At 63.1% G+C, this 18,810-nt stretch carries 23 protein-coding genes; 3 read left to right on the forward strand and 20 right to left on the reverse strand.

Annotated elements, in window-relative coordinates; translation table 11 throughout:
* Positions 1 to 5: 5 nt before the first annotated feature.
* Genes era through rpoE form a run of 11 tightly spaced genes read right to left on the reverse strand, consistent with a single transcriptional unit; the run spans position 6 to position 8,955 of the window.
* Complete coding sequence (gene era / locus ToN1_RS04780) at positions 6 to 932, reverse strand: GTPase Era (protein WP_169206702.1); 927 nt, start codon at positions 930 to 932, stop codon at positions 6 to 8.
* Positions 929 to 1,606: a ribonuclease III gene (gene rnc, locus ToN1_RS04785; RefSeq protein ID WP_169206703.1), complete on the reverse strand. Its 678-nt coding sequence runs from the start codon at positions 1,604 to 1,606 to the stop codon at positions 929 to 931. Before rnc ends, era begins: the two co-directional genes overlap by 4 nt.
* Positions 1,606 to 1,971, reverse strand: coding sequence for a DUF4845 domain-containing protein (locus ToN1_RS04790; RefSeq protein ID WP_169206704.1), 366 nt, complete (start codon positions 1,969 to 1,971; stop codon positions 1,606 to 1,608). The genes rnc and ToN1_RS04790 overlap by 1 nt, the downstream gene beginning before the upstream one ends.
* A 12-nt stretch (positions 1,972 to 1,983) precedes the next feature.
* Positions 1,984 to 2,772: a signal peptidase I gene (gene lepB, locus ToN1_RS04795; RefSeq protein WP_169206705.1), complete on the reverse strand. Its 789-nt coding sequence runs from the start codon at positions 2,770 to 2,772 to the stop codon at positions 1,984 to 1,986.
* A gap of 52 nt (positions 2,773 to 2,824) precedes the next feature.
* A complete protein-coding gene (gene lepA / locus ToN1_RS04800; protein ID WP_169206706.1) occupies positions 2,825 to 4,621 on the reverse strand; it encodes a translation elongation factor 4 in 1,797 nt (598 codons plus the stop codon).
* Between the two features lie 54 nt (positions 4,622 to 4,675).
* Positions 4,676 to 4,915, reverse strand: coding sequence for a glutaredoxin family protein (locus tag ToN1_RS04805; RefSeq protein ID WP_169206731.1), 240 nt, complete (start codon positions 4,913 to 4,915; stop codon positions 4,676 to 4,678).
* Between the two features lie 23 nt (positions 4,916 to 4,938).
* Complete coding sequence (locus tag ToN1_RS04810) at positions 4,939 to 6,363, reverse strand: Do family serine endopeptidase (protein ID WP_169206707.1); 1,425 nt, start codon at positions 6,361 to 6,363, stop codon at positions 4,939 to 4,941.
* Positions 6,360 to 6,833, reverse strand: a complete 474-nt coding sequence (locus tag ToN1_RS04815) for a SoxR reducing system RseC family protein (protein WP_169206708.1) — start codon at positions 6,831 to 6,833, stop codon at positions 6,360 to 6,362. The genes ToN1_RS04810 and ToN1_RS04815 overlap by 4 nt, the downstream gene beginning before the upstream one ends.
* On the reverse strand, positions 6,830 to 7,753 hold the full coding sequence (locus tag ToN1_RS04820; protein WP_244861122.1) for a MucB/RseB C-terminal domain-containing protein: 924 nt from the start codon (positions 7,751 to 7,753) through the stop codon (positions 6,830 to 6,832). Before ToN1_RS04820 ends, ToN1_RS04815 begins: the two co-directional genes overlap by 4 nt.
* Before the next feature lie 38 nt (positions 7,754 to 7,791).
* Positions 7,792 to 8,346 (reverse strand): sigma-E factor negative regulatory protein, encoded by a 555-nt coding sequence (locus ToN1_RS04825; protein ID WP_169206710.1) that lies wholly within the window; start codon positions 8,344 to 8,346, stop codon positions 7,792 to 7,794.
* Positions 8,347 to 8,355: 9 nt separating this feature from the next.
* A complete protein-coding gene (gene rpoE, locus ToN1_RS04830) occupies positions 8,356 to 8,955 on the reverse strand; it encodes an RNA polymerase sigma factor RpoE (protein ID WP_169131844.1) in 600 nt (199 codons plus the stop codon).
* A gap of 223 nt (positions 8,956 to 9,178) precedes the next feature.
* On the opposite strand from rpoE, the gene nadB reads away from it, so the two are divergent.
* On the forward strand, positions 9,179 to 10,762 hold the full coding sequence (nadB, locus tag ToN1_RS04835) for an L-aspartate oxidase (RefSeq protein WP_169206711.1): 1,584 nt from the start codon (positions 9,179 to 9,181) through the stop codon (positions 10,760 to 10,762).
* A gap of 59 nt (positions 10,763 to 10,821) precedes the next feature.
* Here the strand turns inward: nadB and ToN1_RS04840 are convergent, their stop codons facing one another.
* The 9 genes from ToN1_RS04840 to ToN1_RS04880 all read right to left on the reverse strand — a co-directional run bounded on the left by ToN1_RS04840 (position 10,822) and on the right by ToN1_RS04880 (position 17,391).
* Complete coding sequence (locus ToN1_RS04840) at positions 10,822 to 11,307, reverse strand: protein YgfX (protein ID WP_169206712.1); 486 nt, start codon at positions 11,305 to 11,307, stop codon at positions 10,822 to 10,824.
* An 18-nt stretch (positions 11,308 to 11,325) separates the two neighbouring features.
* The gene (gene fabF, locus ToN1_RS04845) at positions 11,326 to 12,564 is read right to left on the reverse strand and encodes a beta-ketoacyl-ACP synthase II (RefSeq protein ID WP_169206713.1); all 1,239 of its coding nucleotides are present in this window, start codon (positions 12,562 to 12,564) and stop codon (positions 11,326 to 11,328) included.
* A 21-nt stretch (positions 12,565 to 12,585) separates the two neighbouring features.
* Positions 12,586 to 12,825 carry an acyl carrier protein gene (gene acpP / locus ToN1_RS04850; RefSeq protein WP_004255952.1) on the reverse strand — a complete coding sequence of 80 codons (240 nt, stop codon included), beginning with the start codon at positions 12,823 to 12,825 and terminating at the stop codon, positions 12,586 to 12,588.
* A gap of 93 nt (positions 12,826 to 12,918) precedes the next feature.
* The gene (fabG, locus tag ToN1_RS04855) at positions 12,919 to 13,668 is read right to left on the reverse strand and encodes a 3-oxoacyl-ACP reductase FabG (protein ID WP_169206714.1); all 750 of its coding nucleotides are present in this window, start codon (positions 13,666 to 13,668) and stop codon (positions 12,919 to 12,921) included.
* A gap of 5 nt (positions 13,669 to 13,673) precedes the next feature.
* Positions 13,674 to 14,603, reverse strand: a complete 930-nt coding sequence (gene fabD / locus ToN1_RS04860; RefSeq protein WP_169206715.1) for an ACP S-malonyltransferase — start codon at positions 14,601 to 14,603, stop codon at positions 13,674 to 13,676.
* 15 nt (positions 14,604 to 14,618) lie between these two features.
* Positions 14,619 to 15,584: a beta-ketoacyl-ACP synthase III gene (locus ToN1_RS04865; protein WP_169206716.1), complete on the reverse strand. Its 966-nt coding sequence runs from the start codon at positions 15,582 to 15,584 to the stop codon at positions 14,619 to 14,621.
* A complete protein-coding gene (plsX, locus tag ToN1_RS04870; RefSeq protein WP_169206717.1) occupies positions 15,581 to 16,594 on the reverse strand; it encodes a phosphate acyltransferase PlsX in 1,014 nt (337 codons plus the stop codon). The genes ToN1_RS04865 and plsX overlap by 4 nt, the downstream gene beginning before the upstream one ends.
* A gap of 86 nt (positions 16,595 to 16,680) precedes the next feature.
* A complete protein-coding gene (rpmF, locus tag ToN1_RS04875; protein ID WP_018992335.1) occupies positions 16,681 to 16,860 on the reverse strand; it encodes a 50S ribosomal protein L32 in 180 nt (59 codons plus the stop codon).
* A 27-nt stretch (positions 16,861 to 16,887) separates the two neighbouring features.
* On the reverse strand, positions 16,888 to 17,391 hold the full coding sequence (locus tag ToN1_RS04880; RefSeq protein ID WP_169206718.1) for a YceD family protein: 504 nt from the start codon (positions 17,389 to 17,391) through the stop codon (positions 16,888 to 16,890).
* Positions 17,392 to 17,517: 126 nt separating this feature from the next.
* Here ToN1_RS04880 and ToN1_RS04885 point away from each other — a divergent pair, with 126 nt between their 5' ends.
* Entirely contained in the window at positions 17,518 to 18,093 is a 576-nt protein-coding gene (locus ToN1_RS04885; RefSeq protein WP_169206719.1) for a Maf family protein, read from the forward strand.
* Positions 18,090 to 18,809, forward strand: coding sequence for an SAM-dependent methyltransferase (locus ToN1_RS04890; RefSeq protein ID WP_169206720.1), 720 nt, complete (start codon positions 18,090 to 18,092; stop codon positions 18,807 to 18,809). Before ToN1_RS04885 ends, ToN1_RS04890 begins: the two co-directional genes overlap by 4 nt.
* Position 18,810: the final 1 nt, after the last annotated feature.

Here is an 18,810-nt window from a genome sequence, read left to right on the forward strand (position 1 = left end):
AGGTCTTATTCGTAGCCCAGGCTCTTGAGGGCGCGTTCGTCATCCGCCCAGCCGCTCTTGACCTTGACCCACACCTCGAGAAACACCTTGCCGTCGAACAGCTGCTCGAGTTCGACACGCGCCTCCGAGGCGATGCGCTTGAGCTGCTCGCCCCCCTTGCCGATGACGATCGCCTTGTGACTGGCACGGTCGACGACCACCGCGGCATGGATGCGACGCAGATTTCCTTCCGTTTCGAACTTCTCGATCTCCACGGCAATGCCGTACGGCAGTTCGTCTCCCAACAGGCGGAAGAGTTTCTCACGCAGGAATTCGGCAGCGAGGAACCGCTCGCTGCGATCGGTGACCTCGTCCTCGCCATACATCGGCGCGCCCTCGGGCAACAGCGGCGTCACCGCGCGCAGCAACTGCTCGACGTTGGTCCCCCGCTCAGCGCTGAGCGGGACGATCTCGGTGAAAGGAAAGGCATCCTTCACGCGCGCGATGAAGGGCAGCAGCTGGGTCTTGTCGGCAAGCCGGTCGACCTTGTTGATGACCAGAACCACATTTCCTTCCTTCGGCAGCACCTCGACGACCTTGCGGTCGTCTTCCCCGAAGCGACCGGCCTCGATCACGAAGAGCACCAGATCCACGTCGGCGAGTACTTGCGACACCGTCCGGTTCATCGAACGGTTGAGCGCATTGCGATGCTTGGTCTGGAAACCGGGCGTATCGACGAAGACGAACTGCGCCTCATCGTTCGTCAGGATTCCGGTGACGCGATGGCGCGTCGTCTGCGCCTTGCGCGACACAATACTGATCTTCTGCCCGATCAGACGGTTCAACAGTGTCGACTTGCCAACGTTGGGTCGGCCGACGATGGCAACGAATCCCGTGCGGAACCCTTCGGGCGCGGCGGCGGGCCCGCTTTCCGGGCCAATATTCTCGTTCATGACTTCCTCAACTGCGCCAGCGCGTTCTCGGCCGACTGCTGTTCGGCGGCGCGACGACTCGCGCCGCGCCCGGTGGTGCGGATCTTCAGCGCGTTGACCTCGCAGGTGACCTCGAATTCCTGCGCGTGCGCCTCGCCGTGCACCTTCACCGTCGTGTAGGTCGGGAGCGCCAGCCGGCGCCCCTGCAGGTACTCCTGCAGCGCCGTCTTCGGGTCCTTGGCGGCCACGCGGGGATCGATCTCTGCGATCAGAGGTGCATACAGGCGATCGATCACGGCCTTGGCCGCGTCGAAGCCCTGATCGAGGAACACCGCCGCGAAAGTCGCCTCCATTGCGTCGGCGAGGATGGAGGGCCGGCGGAACCCGCCGCTCTTCATTTCCCCCTCGCCCAGGCGCAGGTACTCGCCGAGTTCCAGCGCGCGGGCAATGCGGTGCAAGCCGTCCTGGCAAACCAGCGAAGCCCGCAGGCGGGACATCTCCCCCTCGCGCAACTCACCGAATCGTTCGAACAGCGCAATCGCGACGACGCAATTGAGGATGCTGTCACCGAGAAACTCAAGGCGCTCGTTGTTGGGTTGCCCGAAACTGCGGTGCGTGAGAGCCTGCTCCAGCAGCGCGCGGTTCCCAAACTGGTGCCCGATGCCTCGCTGGAAGCGATCAAGATTGACTGCCACTATCTTCCGATCGTCGTCGCTTTGAAGTCGATCAGCAGGCTGACGTTGGCCACCACCGGCACCTGGCGCGAATACTCGACGTCGATCACAACCTTGCCGCCATCTTTGCGAATGTCGAGATCGGCCCCGGTGACCGTGACCACGTCGTCGATCTGCCCGCGGCGCTCGAAACTCCGGCGCATGTCGGCGATCGACGCGCCGCCGTCGCCCTCATCGGCCACAAGTTTGATGATGCGCTGGATCGCAAAGTACTCATTCACCGCCGGAACTGCACGAAAGCCGATCAGCAGGACGAAGCCCAGAAGGCCGCCGACAACCAGTACGCTGATGGGGCTCATGCCCCGCTGCCATTTCATCATCCGCATGCCGTCTCCGTATCAGTGGAACCCGCCAATCCGTTTCATGTCGTTGAAGTTGAACCAGATGAAGAACGCCCTGCCGACGATGTTCTCATCCGGGACGAACCCCCAGACGCGGCTGTCGCTGCTCGCATCGCGATTGTCGCCCATCACGAAGTAATGCCCTTCGGGTACGGTGCAACGCACGCCGGACGTAGTATAGGTGCAGTTCTCCCGATGCGGATAATCAAGCACCTGCGGCACGAAGGGCGGCACGTCACGCTCGATCAGCACCGAATGCTCGACCGCGCCGAGCTTTTCCTGAAAACGCGGCGAGTAGTACAGGCGATCAGGATGCAGATAATCGTCCTGCGCGGTGATCGGCACCGCTTCGCCGTTGATGCGCAGACGCTTGTCGATGTACTCGATCCTGTCGCCCGGAAGCCCCACGACACGCTTGATGTAATCCATCGACGGATCGGCAGGATAGCGGAACACCATCACGTCACCGCGTTTCGGATTGTTCACCTCGATGATCTTCTTGTTGATCACCGGCAGGCGGATGCCATAGGTCCACTTGTTGACGAGGATGAAATCACCGACGAGCAGCGTCGGAATCATCGAACCGGACGGAATCTTGAACGGCTCGACGATGAACGAACGCAGGCCAAACACGATCAGGATCACCGGGAAGAAACTGGCACCGTACTCGACCCACCACGGCGCGGGAGCACCGGGAGCGCGACGCTTCTTGGCGTAGAAGCGGTCGATGACCCAAAGTATCGCCGTTGCCACCAGCAGCAGGAACAACACCAGCGCAAAATTCACACAGACTCCGTTTCGTCGCGATTCAACGCGGCACCCCGCAGGGCGGCACCGCCTACTTGCCTTCGTCCACCCGCAACACGGAGAGGAAGGCCTCCTGCGGAATTTCGACGTTTCCGACCTGCTTCATGCGCTTCTTGCCTTCCTTCTGCTTCTCGAGAAGTTTCTTCTTGCGCGAGATGTCGCCACCGTAGCACTTCGCGAGCACGTTCTTGCGCAGCGCCTTGATGGTCTCACGCGCGATGATGTGCGAGCCGATCGCTGCCTGGACGGCGACGTCGAACATCTGGCGCGGGATCAGCGAACGCAGCTTCGCCGCCACTTCACGGCCGCGATACTGTGCCGAGGCGCGATGCACGATCACCGACAGCGCATCGACCTTCTCGCCGCCGACCATCATGTCGAGCTTCACGAGATCCGCCGCACGGTACTCCTTGAACTCGTAGTCCAGCGAGGCGTAACCGCGCGACACCGACTTCAGCTTGTCGAAGAAGTCCATCACCACTTCGTTCATCGGCAGATCATAGATCAGCTGCACCTGACGGCCGTGGTAGCGCATATCGACCTGCACGCCACGCTTCAGGTTGCACAGAGTGATCACCGGACCGACGTACTCCTGCGGCATGAAAATCGTCGCCGTGATGATGGGCTCTCGAATCTCCGCAACCTTGGACAGGTCGGGCAACTTGGAGGGATTCTCGACATGAATCACTTCGCCGCTGTTCATCACGACCTCGTACACGACGGTAGGCGCCGTCGTGATGAGGTTCATGTCGAACTCGCGTTCGAGACGCTCCTGCACGATGTCCATGTGTAGCAGCCCGAGGAAGCCGCAACGGAAACCGAAACCCAAGGCCTGCGAGACTTCCGGCTCGAATTGCAGCGAAGCATCATTGAGGCGCAGTTTCTCCAGCGAATCGCGCAACTGGTCGTACTCGCTCGACTCGACCGGATAAAGGCCCGCGAACACCTGCGGCTTGATTTCCTTGAAGCCGGGCAGCGGCTCAGCGGCCGGCCGGCTCGCGAGCGTCACGGTGTCGCCGACCTTCGCCGCCTGCAGCTCCTTGATGCCGGCGATGATGAAACCCACCTCGCCTGCGGACAATTCAGTACGCGCAACCGAGCGCGGCGTGAACACGCCGACCTGATCGCACGGATACTGTGCGCCCGTCGCCATCAGGAGAATCCTGTCCTTCGGCCGCAGCACGCCGTCCACGACGCGCACCAGCATCACCACGCCGACGTAGTTGTCGAACCACGAGTCGATGATCAACGCCTTCAGCGGCGCGGCGGGATCGCCTTCGGGCGGCGGCACGCGGCGCACGACAGTCTCGAGCACATCCTCGATGCCCAGCCCGGTTTTTGCCGAACACAGCACCGCCTCGGACGCGTCGACGCCAATGACGTCCTCGATCTCCTGGCGCGCGTTGTCGGGATCCGCCGCGGGCAGGTCGATCTTGTTCAGGACCGGAACAACCTCGACGTTCTGCTCGATCGCCGTGTAGCAGTTCGCGACCGTCTGCGCCTCCACGCCTTGCGACGCATCGACCACGAGGAGTGCCCCCTCGCAGGCCGACAGCGAACGGCTCACCTCATAGGAGAAGTCGACGTGTCCCGGAGTGTCGATCAGGTTGAGGTTATAGACTTGGCCATCCTTCGCCTTGTACTGCAGGGCGGCGGTCTGCGCCTTGATCGTGATCCCGCGCTCGCGCTCGAGGTCCATCGAATCGAGCACCTGCTCCTCCATCTCGCGATCGGATAGTCCGCCGCAATAGTGGATGAGGCGATCAGCCAGCGTAGACTTGCCGTGATCGATGTGGGCGATGATGGAGAAATTTCGGATGTGTTGCATGCGCCAACAAAAGAAAGGTGCCTCGCGGCACCCAATAAGTATCGGTTGAATCGGCTAAACGGCGGATTCTAGCGGAAAACGCCCGCAATAGGCACGGATCGCGCCCTCGTCCAGATGGTAATGACACAGCTCTGTGTCGCCGGCAAGGACGATGGGAACCAGTTCATCCCATTTGGCTTCAAGCGCCGGATCCGCATCGACGTCAAGAATGCGCACGCGCCATCCGAGTTCGGCAGCAAGCGGCAGCAGGCGATCGACAAGTTCATGGCACAGGTGGCACCACTCGCGGCTCATCACGGTCAATTCGCGCACCACGCTCAATCTCCCGCCCTCAGCGTCACGTAGCTCGTTCCGGAACCGCGATGCACCAGCAGCGTGACCAACTGGCCGTCCTTGATGTCGGCCGCCAGGCGCGTAAAGCCGTCCACCGTCTTCAGCGCGACCTGACGTCCACTGGACACCATCGCGAGCACGATGTCCCCGACCTGCAGGTCGGCGCGTGCTGCAGCCCCCTGCGCCCGCTCGATAACCAGCCCGTGCTCCACATTGCGTTCACGCTTCTGCGCCGGGGTCGGCAATCCGAGCACCAGCCCGAGCTTATTGGAAGCTGGCTGGGCGCGCTCGCTTCGACGCGAGCGCGGAGCACCTTCGTCAGCCCATTCGCCGACCATGATGCCGACCTCGCGAAGCACACCCGCGCGGTACAGCGACAGGCTAACCTGAGCCCCGGGGCGGCTCGACGACACGATCCGTGGCAGGTCGCTAGACTCATCGACCGCCTTGCCGGCGAAACGCACGATCACGTCACCCTGTTGGATGCCCGCCCGCGCAGCCGGACCTTCGGGTTCGACGGCACTCACGAGTGCTCCTTCAGCACGCGGCAGCGCGAAAGACTCCGCGAGCGAGCGCGTGACTTCCTGGATTGCAACGCCGATGCGTCCGCGCTGCACCCGTCCGCTGGCCTTGAGCTGCGCCTGGATCTCCATCGCGAGGTTGATCGGGATCGCAAAAGACAGCCCCATGAAACCACCGGTCTGGCTGTATATCTGCGAGTTGATTCCGACCACTTCGCCCTTCAGGTTGAAAAGCGGCCCCCCCGAGTTGCCCGGATTGATCGCGACGTCCGTCTGGATGAAGGGCACGAAGTTCTCATCCGGAAGGCTGCGGCCCTTCGCGCTGACGATGCCGGCGGTCACCGAATGATCGAACCCGAAGGGCGATCCGATCGCGACGACCCATTCGCCGACCTGCAGCTTTTCCGGATCGCCAATCGCAAGGCGCGGCAAGTCCGTCGCATCAATCTTGATCAGCGCAACGTCGGAGCGCGCATCCGCCCCCACCACCCTTGCCCGGAACTCACGCTTGTCTACCAGGCGGACGATAATCTCCTCTGCGCCCTCGACGACATGCGCATTGGTGAGAATATAACCGTCGGCGCTCACGATGAACCCGGAGCCGAGCGACTTGTTGTCAGGGTCGATGCGAGGATGCTCGGGCTTGCGCGGAACGAAGCGCCGAAAGAAATCGAACATCGGATCATCCGGCGAGAGTTGGGGAAAGCCGGGCCCCGCGCCCTTGCCCGCCTGGGCAGCGCTGATGTTCACCACGGCCGCACCATGTCGCTGCACGATCTGCGTGAAATCGGGCAAAGCGATCACGCCGCCCGCGGCATATGCGGAGGTGACCGCAAACGCGCACGACAGCGCAAAGACAATCGCGCGCAGCAGACGTCCGAGGTTCATCCCTCCTGCGCCCCTGCCACACCACATCCTGCGCTCCCGCGCACCATCTCGATCTCGAAGCCGTGTCGCACGGTGCGGCTACGGAACACCATATGATTGACCCCGAGCGCAACAGCAAGACCGGCCAGCCCGCCCACCGCCGTGCTCAGGTCCTGAGCACCGAAGTCGGCCAATGCGCTACCCAGCGCGGCGCCGATCAGCAGCAGTGCGACGGACAGGCCGTAGCCCAGCAGCGCACCCCGCAACGGCGCACCATCGTGCATCCGCAGGCACACCAGCTCGCCCGGCCGGACATCGATCGAGTTCGGCACCGCGAACACTTCATTCGGCGCCTTCAACGCATACGCGATTCCCGTCGAACGGCAGCCGCCCGGCTCATCGCAGCGTCCGCAGCCGCCCGCCCGCTCGGTGAGACGAACCCAGGCGCGCCCGCCTTCGACCCGATCGACGATGCCCTGCGCCTCATTCATCGCGTCACCGGCTCGATCGCGTCGCCCAGCCGCTGCACCGAACGCAATGGCACCTCGCCCAGGGCCGTCACCAGATACTGACCAACAACGCGTTTGTAGATGTTGATCGCACCACTCGCAAAGGGTCCGGGCTCGACACGCACCCCTTCGTTCGGCTCGATGAACACCGAAATTGACGCGAGTCCGTCGCTATACACCATATGCAACGCGTCGCCGCGATCGCGACCGAGGGGCCGGCGCATTACCGAAACGAGCGAGAAACCCGCGAGCGGAGCATTGAGCGCCCAGCCACTGTCCTCCTTGCGCACCTCGACGCCGTTGGCGTGGACCACCCGCCAGTCGCTGCTCTTCGTGATGCGTGGGCGGAAGGCGTCGTTGTCGATCTCGCCGCCGATCTTCACGTCACTAAAGGTGAATTGCTCGACGATCTCGCCGCGATCATCGACCGTACGGGCCTTGAGCAGCAGACCGGACTGCACCTCCGCCCACAACTGGTAGCCGAAACGCAGGTCATCCTTCGGCTCGAGGATGATCTGCTGAGCATCCAGTCCGGCAACACGCCCCACGCTGCCCTTGCGGATTCGATAATTCTCGGCGAGGCCGCCGAACGCCACTGGCAGCCGCGACGGAAAGGCGCGCCGCGTGCCGGGCCGATCGACGATGACTGTCTTTTGGTCGGGCAGCACACACCGAACCTCGCTATTGCTGCGGATCACCTCCCGCGGGCTGCCGTCGAGCACCTCCAGGCGTTCATGTTCACCGTTCGCATCGCTCATGTGCGCGATACGCGAGGTCTCGAAATTCTTCCCTGACTGATAGATGAAGGTCCCGTAATAGTTGAGGCGCTGCCCCGCAGTGGCCATGCGCCCGAGCCAGGAGAGGGGATCACCCGGCGACTCGGCAAAGGCCGGCGCCTGCATCAATGCCGCGCAGACCGCCAATACAGCTGACGCCCACCTCATCGGCCACTGCCCTGCCCGACGTCAGAAACGGTGCGCACGTGCTGGATCACACCCGAGATGGGCCCGCCGCCCGACATCGCCTGATGCACAAAGACATATTCGCGGGTCGGATCCACAGCAACCGGACTCGGCGAAACCGCAACCGGACGTACCGCCGCGTGCGCGGCAACTGCAGTCGATGATTGGGCGACGGCGATCTGCCCAACCGATGGTTGTGCCTGATCGCTGTACAGCGTATGCGCCACCCAGCCCACGGCGGCCACACCCATCACCGAGGCGGCCAGCGGCATCAGCGATCGCCACAATCGCCCGCCTTCCGCGGCGGCGTGCCGGGAAGGCGCCAGCAGGGTTGGCTCCTCGTCGATGTTCGCCATGACACGCCCGACGAATCCGGCGTTGCCGTCACGATCTCCGCGCAGTACGTCACCGATCAGGCAATAAGCCTCCCAGTCGGTGCGCAATGCGCGGTCTCGCCGCATCGACTCGAAAACCGGATGCGCCGATTGCTCGTCGAGATCACCATCCAGAAGTGCCGACAATCTGTCCTTCATGAGTACCACCTACCAACGTTTATCAGGTGCCGTATCCAGCAGCGGCCGCAGTCTTTCAGCTATCGCCTCGCGTGCGCGGAAAATTCGCGAACGCACGGTTCCAATCGGACAATCCATGATGCTGGCAATTTCCTCGTAGCTCAGCCCTTCGAGTTCACGCAGCATGATCGCAGTACGCAACTCCTCCGGCAGCGCTTCCATCGCGTGATCGACCGTCTCGCCGATTTGCCGAGTCATCATCAGGCGCTCCGGCGTATTGATGTCGCGCAACTGCTCGCCTTCCTCGAAGGTTTCCGCCTCTTCCGAATCAAATCCGGTCGAGGTGGGCGCCCGTCGCCCTTGCGAAACCAGGTAGTTCTTGGCGGTATTGATCCCGATACGGTAGAGCCACGTGTAAAAAGCGCTATCACCACGAAACGATCCCAAGGCGCGATACGCCTTGATGAAGGTTTCCTGAGCCACATCCTCGACCTCTGCCGAATCGCGGATCAAGCGGGACAGCAGCCTATGCAGCTTGCGTTGATACTTTGCTACCAGCAAGCCGAAAGCCTGCTTGTCACCGCGTTGCACGCGCTCAACAAGCTGCTGATCTATCTCGCGATCGCTCATGGGCGGGTCGTTACTCTATGTTGGGCAAAATCCGCGCCAGTATAGCGACCCAGCCCCGTCTCCGGCAAAGTCGAAGCTAACAAGGAGACCGACACGCTTTGAAATAGTTCAGACCCCGACATGGTTTTCCGGTGCGCCACAGGCCCACTGCGCCCAAGCACCCGGAGGGACACGTCGGACGTGATATAGTTCATGAACCTGTCGATCCTTGGCACATACGATCTTGTCAAAACAATACGACGTACTCATCCTCGGCAGCGGCGCGGCGGGACAATCGATCGCACTGCGTCTGGCAGACAAACTCCGAGTCGCCCTGATTACCAAACGAGCGATCTCCGACAGCGCCAGCGCCTGGGCTCAAGGCGGCATCGCCGCGGTCCTCGACACCTCCGACAGCATCGAGGCGCACATCCAGGACACCTATATCGCAGGCGGCGGCCTGTGCGACCCAAAGGCTACACGCTATGTCGTCGAACACGGCAAAGCAGCGATCGAATGGCTGATCGGACGTGGCGTTCCCTTCACCCGCGAGGATCAATCCAGCCTCGGATACCACCTCACGCGTGAAGGCGGCCACTCGCACCGGCGGATCATCCACGCTGCGGACGCCACCGGTGCTGCGGTGCAGGCGACACTGACCGACCAGGTCAGCAAGCACCCGAACATCGACATCCTCGAAAACCACATCGCGGTCGATCTGATCCTCGGCGACAAGCTGGGCCTCCCTGAGCAGGATTGCCTTGGCGCATACGTGCTCGACATCGCCAACGACCGCGTCGAGACGATCGGCGCCCGCAACACCGTGATTGCCACCGGCGGAGCGGGCAAGGTCTACCTGTACACGACCAACCCCAGCGTCGCGACCGGCGACGGCATCGCCATGGCGTGGCGTGCCGGTTGCCGCGTGGCGAACATGGAATTCATCCAGTTCCACCCAACCTGCCTTTATCACCCGCAAGCAAAATCATTCCTGATATCGGAAGCCGTGCGCGGCGAAGGCGGTCTGCTCAGGCTGCCCGACGGCACCCGATTCATGCCGGCGCACGACGAACGCGCCGAGTTGGCGCCGCGCGACATCGTCGCCCGTGCCATCGATTTCGAGATGAAGAAACACGGTCTCGACTGCGTCTACCTTGATATCAGCCACAAACCGGCAGAGTGGTTGCGCGAACATTTTCCCAATATTCACGCACGCTGCCTGGAATTGGGAATCGACATCACGCGCGAGGGGATTCCCGTCGTACCGGCGGCGCACTACACCTGCGGCGGCATCGTCACCGACCTGGCCGCACGTACCGACGTTCCCAACCTCTATTCCGTTGGCGAATCGGCGTACACAGGCCTTCACGGCGCCAACCGCCTCGCCAGCAACTCGCTCCTGGAGTGCCTCGTTTTCGGCGAGGCGGCAGCAAACGACATCCTTTCTCAGGCGAAGCGCCCCCTGCCAAAACTCCCCGACTGGGACGAGAGCCGTGTGACCGACGCCGACGAAGAGGTCGTGATCTCGCACAACTGGGCCGAGTTGCGCCGTTTCATGTGGGACTATGTCGGCATCGTGCGCACGACCAAGCGCCTGCAGCGTGCCCAGCACCGCATCCGCCTGCTGGCGCGCGAAATCAACGAGTTCTACTCGCACTTCCGCGTCAGCAACGATCTGATCGAATTGCGCAACCTCGTTGTCACCGCCGACCTGATCGTGCGCTGCGCCTTGCGCCGCAAGGAGAGCCGTGGCCTGCACAGTTCGCGCGATTACCCGGATACGCTGCCGGTCGCACGTCCCACCATCCTGCGACCCCACCGGCGCTGAACGACGGCCAGAAGTCGTTCCACCGAAACGGAGCCCCCGACTCAATGCAGCGGGGGCACTCAGCGCTCGGTCGCGTCGTTTTCGGCTGCACCTTCGACACGGCCAGGACCGACCTTGTGGCGGAGCCAGATCTTCAGCCCGCGCCACTCATCCTCATGGACGTTTCCGCGCACAAGCATCAGCGCCCCTCGTATCGACCGGCGCGGTGAGCGCCGTACCCGCGTACCGCGCCAGTGAATCCACACTGCCCAACCGAAATCGACACACCCCGGCTCAGCCAACGCATACACGGTTTGCTGGCCGCGGCCATCGGGGTCCACTGACAGTTCGCCATTGTCCTGCAGAACCAGACGGCCCCCCGCCTTCTCGCTCTCGGCGCGGTTCGCCAAGTGCAGCGAGAATCCCAGCCCCGCGACGACGACGATCACGAGCGGCAGAGGAAACGACGAACGCAGAAATGCAAACGCCGCGATCGCATGGATCGCGGCGTTCAACAGCAAAATCAGCTTCGACGGACGAAGCCTGATTTCAAGCGGGTAGCGCACGGGCTACCCCATTCCGACTCAGACGCGGCGGAACGCGATGGTTCCGTTGGTACCGCCAAAGCCGAACGAATTCGACAGGGCGGCGCGGATCTCCATCGGGCGGGCCTTGTTCGCGACATAGTCGAGATCGCAGCCTTCGTCCTGCTCGAAGATGTTGATCGTCGGCGGAGCGATCTGGTTATGGATCGCCAGCGTGGTGAATACCGCCTCGACACCCCCGGCGGCACCCAGCAGATGACCCGTCATCGACTTGGTCGAATTGACCGCTATCGACTTCGCGCGGTCGCCGAAGCAACGCTTGACCGCCGTCGTTTCGGCCAGGTCGCCGAGCGGCGTCGACGTGCCGTGCGCATTGATGTAGTCAACCTCTTCGAGCGACATGCCGGCATCGCGCATCGCATTCGTCATGCAACGCGCGGCGCCGTTGCCGTCCTCGCACGGGGCGGTCATGTGGTAGGCGTCCGCGCTCATACCGTAGCCCGCGACTTCGGCGTAGATTTTCGCTCCACGTGCCTTCGCGTGCTCGTATTCCTCGAGCACGAGCACGCCGGCGCCCTCGCCCAGCACGAACCCATCGCGCCCCTTGTCCCACGGACGGCTCGCCGTCTGCGGATCGTCGTTGCGCGTGGAAAGCGCACGAGCGGAGGCAAACCCGCCCACGGCCAGAGGCGTGACGGTCGACTCCGCGCCACCCGCGACCATCACGTCGGCGTCGCCATACTGGATGAGGCGTGCCGCCTCGCCGATGCAATGTGTGGCAGTCGTGCATGCTGTGACCATCGCCAGGCACGGCCCCTTGAGGCCGAACATGATCGACAGATTGCCCGCGATCATGTTGATGATCGTGCCGGGGATGAAGAACGGGGAAATCTTGCGCGCCCCGCCCTTCAGGTAATCGTCGTGGGTCGTTTCGATCATCGGCAGACCGCCGATGCCCGAACCCAGATTGACGCCGATGCGCTCAGCGTTCTCTGCGGTTACCTGCAATCCCGCATCCTTGAACGCCTGGATGCCGGCGGCCATGCCGTAATGGATGAATACATCCATGCGGCGCGCCTCTTTCGGCGAGAGATACGCGCCGATGTCGAACCCCTTCACCTCACCGGCGATCTTCACCGGGAAGTTCGTGGTATCGAAGCGCGTAATCTCGCCGATACCGGAGCGGCCGTTGACGATATTGTCCCAGGCCTCCGGAACGGTATTGCCGACCGGGGAAATGATGCCCAGACCGGTAATGACGACTCTGCGACGGGTCAATGTTCGCTCCGGTAATCAGTGTTACTTTTTCAGGTGGGCGTTGACGTAGTCAATCGCCTGCTGAACCGTGGTGATCTTCTCAGCTTCCTCGTCTGGGATTTCGCACTCGAACTCTTCCTCGAGGGCCATAACCAGTTCCACGGTATCCAGCGAATCCGCGCCCAGATCGTCGACGAACGAGGACTCGATCTTGATTTCCGACTCGTTCACACCAAGTTGTTCGGCGACAATTTTCTTGACGCGCTGCTCGATGTTCTCCATGAACTAACTCCTTCCCAGAATGATCCAGATATGTAAGAAAAAAAGCCGGCGTATTCTACCAAAAAGGATGAGAACCGCTATCGCCGCCGGCGATTACGACATGTACATGCCACCATTCACGTGCAGGGTCGTGCCCGTAACGTAGGCGGCAGCGGGCGAAGCTAGGAAAGCCACCGCTCCGGCGATTTCTTCGGGACGTCCGAGTCGGCCGAGGGCGATGTTGCCCAGCAGCGCATCGCGGGCCGTTTCGGGCAGCGCACGGGTCATGTCGGTGTCGATGAACCCCGGCGCCACACAGTTGACAGTGATGTTGCGGCTACCCAGCTCGCGAGCCAGCGCCCGGCTCATGCCGGCAACGCCGGCCTTCGCCGCCGCGTAGTTCGCCTGCCCGGGGTTGCCGGCGCTGCCGACCACGGACGTGATGTTGATGATGCGGCCGCCACGCGCCTTCATCATGCCGCGCATGACCAGACGCGACATGCGAAACACGGATTTGAGGTTGGTCTCGATGACCGCGTCCCACTCCTCGTCCTTCATGCGCATCGCAAGGTTGTCGCGCGTGATACCGGCATTATTCACGAGGATACCGACGGCACCGAAGCGCTTCTCGATATCGCCGATCGCTGCTTCGCACGCAGCGGCGTCGGTGACGTTGAGAGCCATCCCGCAGCCCTTGATACCGGCTTCCCGCAGACCATTCTCGATGTCCGTGGCACCGGCTTCCGACGTCGCGGTACCGACGACCGTCGCGCCCAGCCGCCCCAGTTCGAGGGCGACCGCACGCCCGATTCCGCGAGACGCACCAGTCACGAGGGCCACCTGCCCTTCGAGCGAAAAACTCATTGATGTCACCTCAACGCGGCAATGGATTGTTCGAGACTCGCGGCGTCGTGAATCGAGCCGCCCTGCACTTCACCTGCGATCCGCTTCGTCATGCCCGCGAGCACCTTGCCAGGGCCGCACTCGAGGACGTGCCCCATGCCACGGCGCGCCATGTCCTGCACGAGTTCGATCCAGCGCACCGGAGAGAAAGCCTGGCGTACGAGTGCGTCGCGGATCCTGACAGGATCGTCATACACGGCAACATCCACGTTGTTGATAACGTCGATCGCGGGTTTGTTGATGGTCACCGCTGCGAGTCGCTCGGCGAGCCGCTCCGCGGCCGGCCTCATCAGCGCACAATGGAACGGGGCACTCACCGGGAGCAGCATCGCGCGCTTCGCGCCACGCGCCTTCGCGGCCTCGATTGCACGCTCGACGGCGCCTTTCGCGCCGGCGATCACGATCTGGCCGGGGGCGTTCAAATTGGCGGCTTCGACCACCTCGCCCTGCGCCGCTTCGGCGCAGGCTTCACGGACGGCCTCGACCTCCAGGCCCAGCAGCGCGGCCATGCCGCCCTCACCGGCGGGAACCGCCTCCTGCATCGCTTGCGCGCGGAAACGCACGAGCGGGACGGCATCGGCAAAGGCCATCGCCCCGGCGGCGACCAGCGCCGAATACTCGCCGAGGCTGTGGCCGGCGACAAGTTGCGGCTTCGGGCCGCCGGCCGCAAGCCATGCGCGATACGCTGCAACGCCGGCCGTGAGCATCAGGGGCTGGGTGTTGACGGTCAGCGCCAACCGCTCGACCGGGCCGTCATTGACCATCTGCCAGAGGTCCTCGCCGAGCGCGTCCGACGCCTCGGCGAAGGTGTCGCGGATTTCGGCACGTTCGCCGTAGCCCGACATCATTCCGACGGATTGGGAACCCTGTCCCGGAAACACCAGAGCAAAAGCCATTGTTCTTGTCCTGACTCAGAATTGGAGCAGCGCTGCGCCCCACGTAAAGCCGCCGCCGACGCCTTCGACGACGATCCGCTGGCCTGCACGAATCCGACCGTCGCGCACGGCGAGGTCGAGCGCGAGCGGGATCGATGCGGCCGACGTATTGCCGTGACGATCGACGGTGGCGATGACCTTTTCCATCGGCACGCCCAGCCGCTTCGCGGTCGCCTGGATGATGCGGATGTTCGCCTGATGCGGAATCAGCCAATCGATTGCAGCGGCCTGCACACCGGCATCGGCGAGCACCTCCTGGGCGACCTCGCCGAGCACCTTGACCGCGAACTTGAACACCGCCTGCCCGTCCATGCGCAGGAACGGGTCGCCGATCACCTGACCGGAGGCAACCGCCCCTGGGACGCACAGGATGGGATGGTGGCTGCCGTCGGCGTGCAGCGCCGTCGCGAGAATCCCCGGCTTGTCGGACGCTTCGAGCACGACGGCACCTGCACCGTCGCCGAACAGCACGCAGGTGCCGCGGTCAGACCAGTCCAGAATGCGCGAGAACACCTCGGCGCCCACCACCAGCGCACGCTTGTGACTGCCGGACAAGATGAACTTCTCGGCGATCGTCAGTCCGTAGACGAAGCCCGTGCAAACAGCCTGCACGTCGAACGCCGCCGCGCCGTTGCGCATGCCGAGCTTGGATTGCAGCAGGGTCGCCGTGCTCGGAAAGATGCAGTCGGGGGTCGAGGTCGCGACAACGACAAGATCGATGTCTTCAGGCTGAAGACCAGCGGCCGCGATGGCGCGGCGGCTCGCTTCGCAGGCTAGATCGCTCGAGGTGACGTCGCGTGCCGCGAGGTGCCGGGTACGGATGCCGGTGCGCTCGACGATCCACTCGTCCGACGTATCGATGCCGCGCGCGACCAGATCGTCATTACTTACCGGCTCGCCAGGCAGGAAGCTTCCTGTACCGGCAATTCGTGCAAAGATCATGCTGCTCTCCCCATTGCCGCCATCCGCTCGCTGATGCGCTCGACAAGTCGATTCGACGCAGCCTCGGCGGCCCGGTGAATGGCCTGCTCGAATGCATACACGTCAGCCGAGCCGTGACTCTTGACCACCACACCACGCAGGCCGACCAGCGCCGCGCCATTGTAGCGACGATGATCCACGCGTCTCTTGAAACGCTTGAGCGCTGGCATCGCGACAACCGCCATGGCCTTGGTCAGCAGGCTGCGGCTGAATTCCTCCTTGAGGAATGCGGCGAGCATCTGAGCAAGCCCCTCTGATGTCTTCAACGCCACATTCCCGACGAAGCCGTCGCAGACCACCACGTCGGTCGTTCCCTTGTAGATATCGTCGCCTTCGACGTTGCCATAGAAATTCAGGCCGCTGCCGCGCAGCAGTTCGCCGGCGCGCTTCACGACATCGTTGCCCTTGATCGCCTCTTCGCCGATATTGAGCAGACCCACCGACGGGCGGTCGACGTGCTCGACCGCAGAAACGAGCATCGCCCCCATGATGCCGAACTGCAGCAGGTGCTCGGGCTCGCAGTCGACATTGGCGCCGAGGTCGAGCACATACACCTGCCCCGTTCGCGTGGGCAGGATGGTGGCGATCGCAGGCCGGTCGATGCCGTCGAGCGTCTTGAGAACGAAGCGCGAGATCGCCATCAGCGCGCCCGTATTGCCGGCGGAAACTGCGGCCTGGGCCGTACCAGCCTTCACCAGATCGACGGCGACGCGCATCGACGAATCCTTCTTCGTGCGCATTGCGATCGCCGGCGGGTCGTCCATCTCGACGACCTCGGACGCGGCACGAACCGAGAGACGGTCCGCAAAGCCATTCCCAATCGCTGCCACGGCCTGATCGAGCGCACTCTGACGCCCGACCAGAATCACCTTGGCCTCGGGATGGTTGCGCAGGAAGGCCTGCGCGGCCGGCACCGTCACGGACGGGCCATGATCGCCGCCCATGCAGTCAATCGCAACGGTGACACCCATGGTGCTTTCGCGCAACTCGAACAGGAATTCGGGATGAAAAAACGGCGCAGACGCCCTAAGCGCCGCGCCGCCTTGGAAGACAGGACTTATTCGCCCTTGGTCTTGACGACTTTCTTGCCGCGATACACACCGCTCGGGCTGATGTGGTGGCGCAGATGGACTTCGCCAGTGGTCGCTTCGACCGCGAGCGGGGGATTGGTTAGGAAGTCGTGCGCACGATGCATGCCACGCTTGGAGGGGGATTTCTTGTTCTGCTGAACGGCCATGAAAGACTCCTAGTACAAATATCGCGCCTATTCCGCGCCGTCGCTCTTGCGCAACTTCTCAAGCGACGCGAAAGGCGATTCCTTTACGGCCCCACCGTCCGGGCGGGGCACCTCACACTTTTCATGCCGAGGCGCAATGGGCACCGCCAGCACGATCTCATCCTCGACCAACGCCGTCACATCCATATCCGGCATCGCTTCAATTGCATCGAACGCATCTTCTTCCAGCTCGTCGTCCGCGATCGGCTGACCGGGCCTGACGAGCTCGAAGACCACATCCACATCCAAGGGCCAGACCATCGGACCGAGGCAGCGCTGACAGCGCATCTGCAATTCGCCCGAGATAACGAGCCGCATGCGCCGTCTGCGATCCAGCCCCATCTCGCCGACAAGGCTGAACTGCACGCTACCGGACTTGTCGAGCAGCACGTCGCCAAGCCGCGGCAACTCCGCCAGCGGAATGACCGCACTCAGACTACGGCCTTCGGCTGCAAACTTGAACGGATCCGGAAGAATGCTTCGTTGCGGCATAAGAGGCGCATGATATTATTTTCGGCTTCCCCTGTCAAAACCCCGAAACGCCTATTTTCAAGGATTTGCGCTACCGAGGAGGCTGCACGAGCCTCGCAGCGCCGCACGGCCGCCGCCACTTCGACCATGAAACTGATACTCGCCTCGACCTCTGCCTATCGCCGCATGCTCCTGGAGCGCTTCCAGACACCGTTCGAGACGGCCAGTCCGAAGGTTGACGAAACCCCCCTGCCCGGGGAAGCACCACCCGCCACCGCAAATCGCCTGGCGATCGAGAAAGCACGGGCAGTCGCACTCAAACACGCGGACGCCCTCGTGATCGGCAGCGATCAGGTTGCGCACATCGGCGATGAAGTGTTCGGCAAGCCCGGCTCCGTCGAGAGAGCCGTCGCGCAATTGCATCGCATGAGCGGACAGGCCGTCACGTTCCACACCGCGCTCGCGGTCGTCAATACACGTACTGGCCACGTCCGCAGCGAGAGCGTGCCGACCTTCGTGCGCTTTCGCCAACTTGACGACGAGGAAATCCGACGTTATGTAGACAAGGAACGCCCGCTCGATTGCGCCGGCAGTGCCAAATCGGAGGGACTGGGGATCACGCTCCTCGAATCGCTCTCGGGCGACGATCCGACCGCCCTGATCGGCCTGCCGCTCATTGCACTGTCACGCCTGCTGCGCGCAGAAGGCATGCAACTCCCATGAGCACACGGCGCGGAGCATTGTTTCTGGTCCCAGTCAGCCTCGGCGACACGACTTGTGCGCACATCCTCCCGAACGAGGTTCAGGCGATTGCGCGGCGGCTCCGCCACTTTGTTGTGGAGAACGCCAAGACCGCACGATCGGAACTGAAGCGCCTCGACCACCCGGGCCCATTGCGGGACATCGACATCCAGGTCTTGCCGGAGAAGGACTCCAGCGCGGCACTCGATGCGCTGCTGGCCCCGACGCTACAGGGGCACGATATTGGCCTGATGTCGGAAGCCGGTTGTCCGGCGGTCGCGGACCCCGGGGCACGGCTGGTCGCGCGGGCACATGCGCTGGGCCTAGAAGTGCGCCCCCTGGTCGGACCATCGTCGATTCTGCTCGCCCTGATGGCGTCCGGCCTGAACGGCCAGAGCTTCGCCTTCAACGGTTATCTGCCTGTTGCCGATTCGGAACGCAACGGACGCATCCGGCAGATTGAGGATGAATCGCGGCGCCTGCAGCGCACGCAGATATTCATCGAAACCCCTTACCGCAACGAGCGGCTGTTCGATGCCCTGCTGGCAAACTGCCGCCCGACCACGCGCCTGTGTATCGCACGCGAACTCACCACGGACAACGAGTGGGTGGGCAGCGCAAGCATTGCCGACTGGCGCATGAAACCCAAACCCGACCTCGCGAAACGCCCTACCCTTTTTCTGATTCTGGCGAACTGAA

Origin of the sequence: Aromatoleum petrolei (assembly GCF_017894385.1) — a bacterium.
Taxonomy (GTDB): Bacteria; Pseudomonadota; Gammaproteobacteria; order Burkholderiales; family Rhodocyclaceae; genus Aromatoleum; species Aromatoleum petrolei.

Bases quoted from the DNA above. Each gene is read 5' to 3' on its own strand.
- era (WP_169206702.1), bottom strand. From the start codon at position 932: ATGAACGAGAATATTGGCCCGGAAAGCGGGCCCGCCGCCGCGCCCGAA.
- ToN1_RS04790 (WP_169206704.1), bottom strand. From the start codon at position 1,971: ATGCGGATGATGAAATGGCAGCGGGGCATGAGCCCCATCAGCGTACTG.
- lepA (WP_169206706.1), bottom strand. From the start codon at position 4,621: ATGCAACACATCCGAAATTTCTCCATCATCGCCCACATCGATCACGGC.
- ToN1_RS04805 (WP_169206731.1), bottom strand. From the start codon at position 4,915: ATGAGCCGCGAGTGGTGCCACCTGTGCCATGAACTTGTCGATCGCCTG.
- ToN1_RS04810 (WP_169206707.1), bottom strand. From the start codon at position 6,363: ATGAACCTCGGACGTCTGCTGCGCGCGATTGTCTTTGCGCTGTCGTGC.
- ToN1_RS04815 (WP_169206708.1), bottom strand. From the start codon at position 6,833: ATGAATGAGGCGCAGGGCATCGTCGATCGGGTCGAAGGCGGGCGCGCC.
- ToN1_RS04820 (WP_244861122.1), bottom strand. From the start codon at position 7,753: ATGCAGGCGCCGGCCTTTGCCGAGTCGCCGGGTGATCCCCTCTCCTGG.
- ToN1_RS04825 (WP_169206710.1), bottom strand. From the start codon at position 8,346: ATGAAGGACAGATTGTCGGCACTTCTGGATGGTGATCTCGACGAGCAA.
- rpoE (WP_169131844.1), bottom strand. From the start codon at position 8,955: ATGAGCGATCGCGAGATAGATCAGCAGCTTGTTGAGCGCGTGCAACGC.
- acpP (WP_004255952.1), bottom strand. From the start codon at position 12,825: ATGGAGAACATCGAGCAGCGCGTCAAGAAAATTGTCGCCGAACAACTT.
- fabG (WP_169206714.1), bottom strand. From the start codon at position 13,668: ATGAGTTTTTCGCTCGAAGGGCAGGTGGCCCTCGTGACTGGTGCGTCT.
- fabD (WP_169206715.1), bottom strand. From the start codon at position 14,603: ATGGCTTTTGCTCTGGTGTTTCCGGGACAGGGTTCCCAATCCGTCGGA.
- ToN1_RS04865 (WP_169206716.1), bottom strand. From the start codon at position 15,584: ATGATCTTTGCACGAATTGCCGGTACAGGAAGCTTCCTGCCTGGCGAG.
- plsX (WP_169206717.1), bottom strand. From the start codon at position 16,594: ATGGGTGTCACCGTTGCGATTGACTGCATGGGCGGCGATCATGGCCCG.
- rpmF (WP_018992335.1), bottom strand. From the start codon at position 16,860: ATGGCCGTTCAGCAGAACAAGAAATCCCCCTCCAAGCGTGGCATGCAT.
- ToN1_RS04880 (WP_169206718.1), bottom strand. From the start codon at position 17,391: ATGCCGCAACGAAGCATTCTTCCGGATCCGTTCAAGTTTGCAGCCGAA.
- ToN1_RS04885 (WP_169206719.1), top strand. From the start codon at position 17,518: ATGAAACTGATACTCGCCTCGACCTCTGCCTATCGCCGCATGCTCCTG.
- ToN1_RS04890 (WP_169206720.1), top strand. From the start codon at position 18,090: ATGAGCACACGGCGCGGAGCATTGTTTCTGGTCCCAGTCAGCCTCGGC.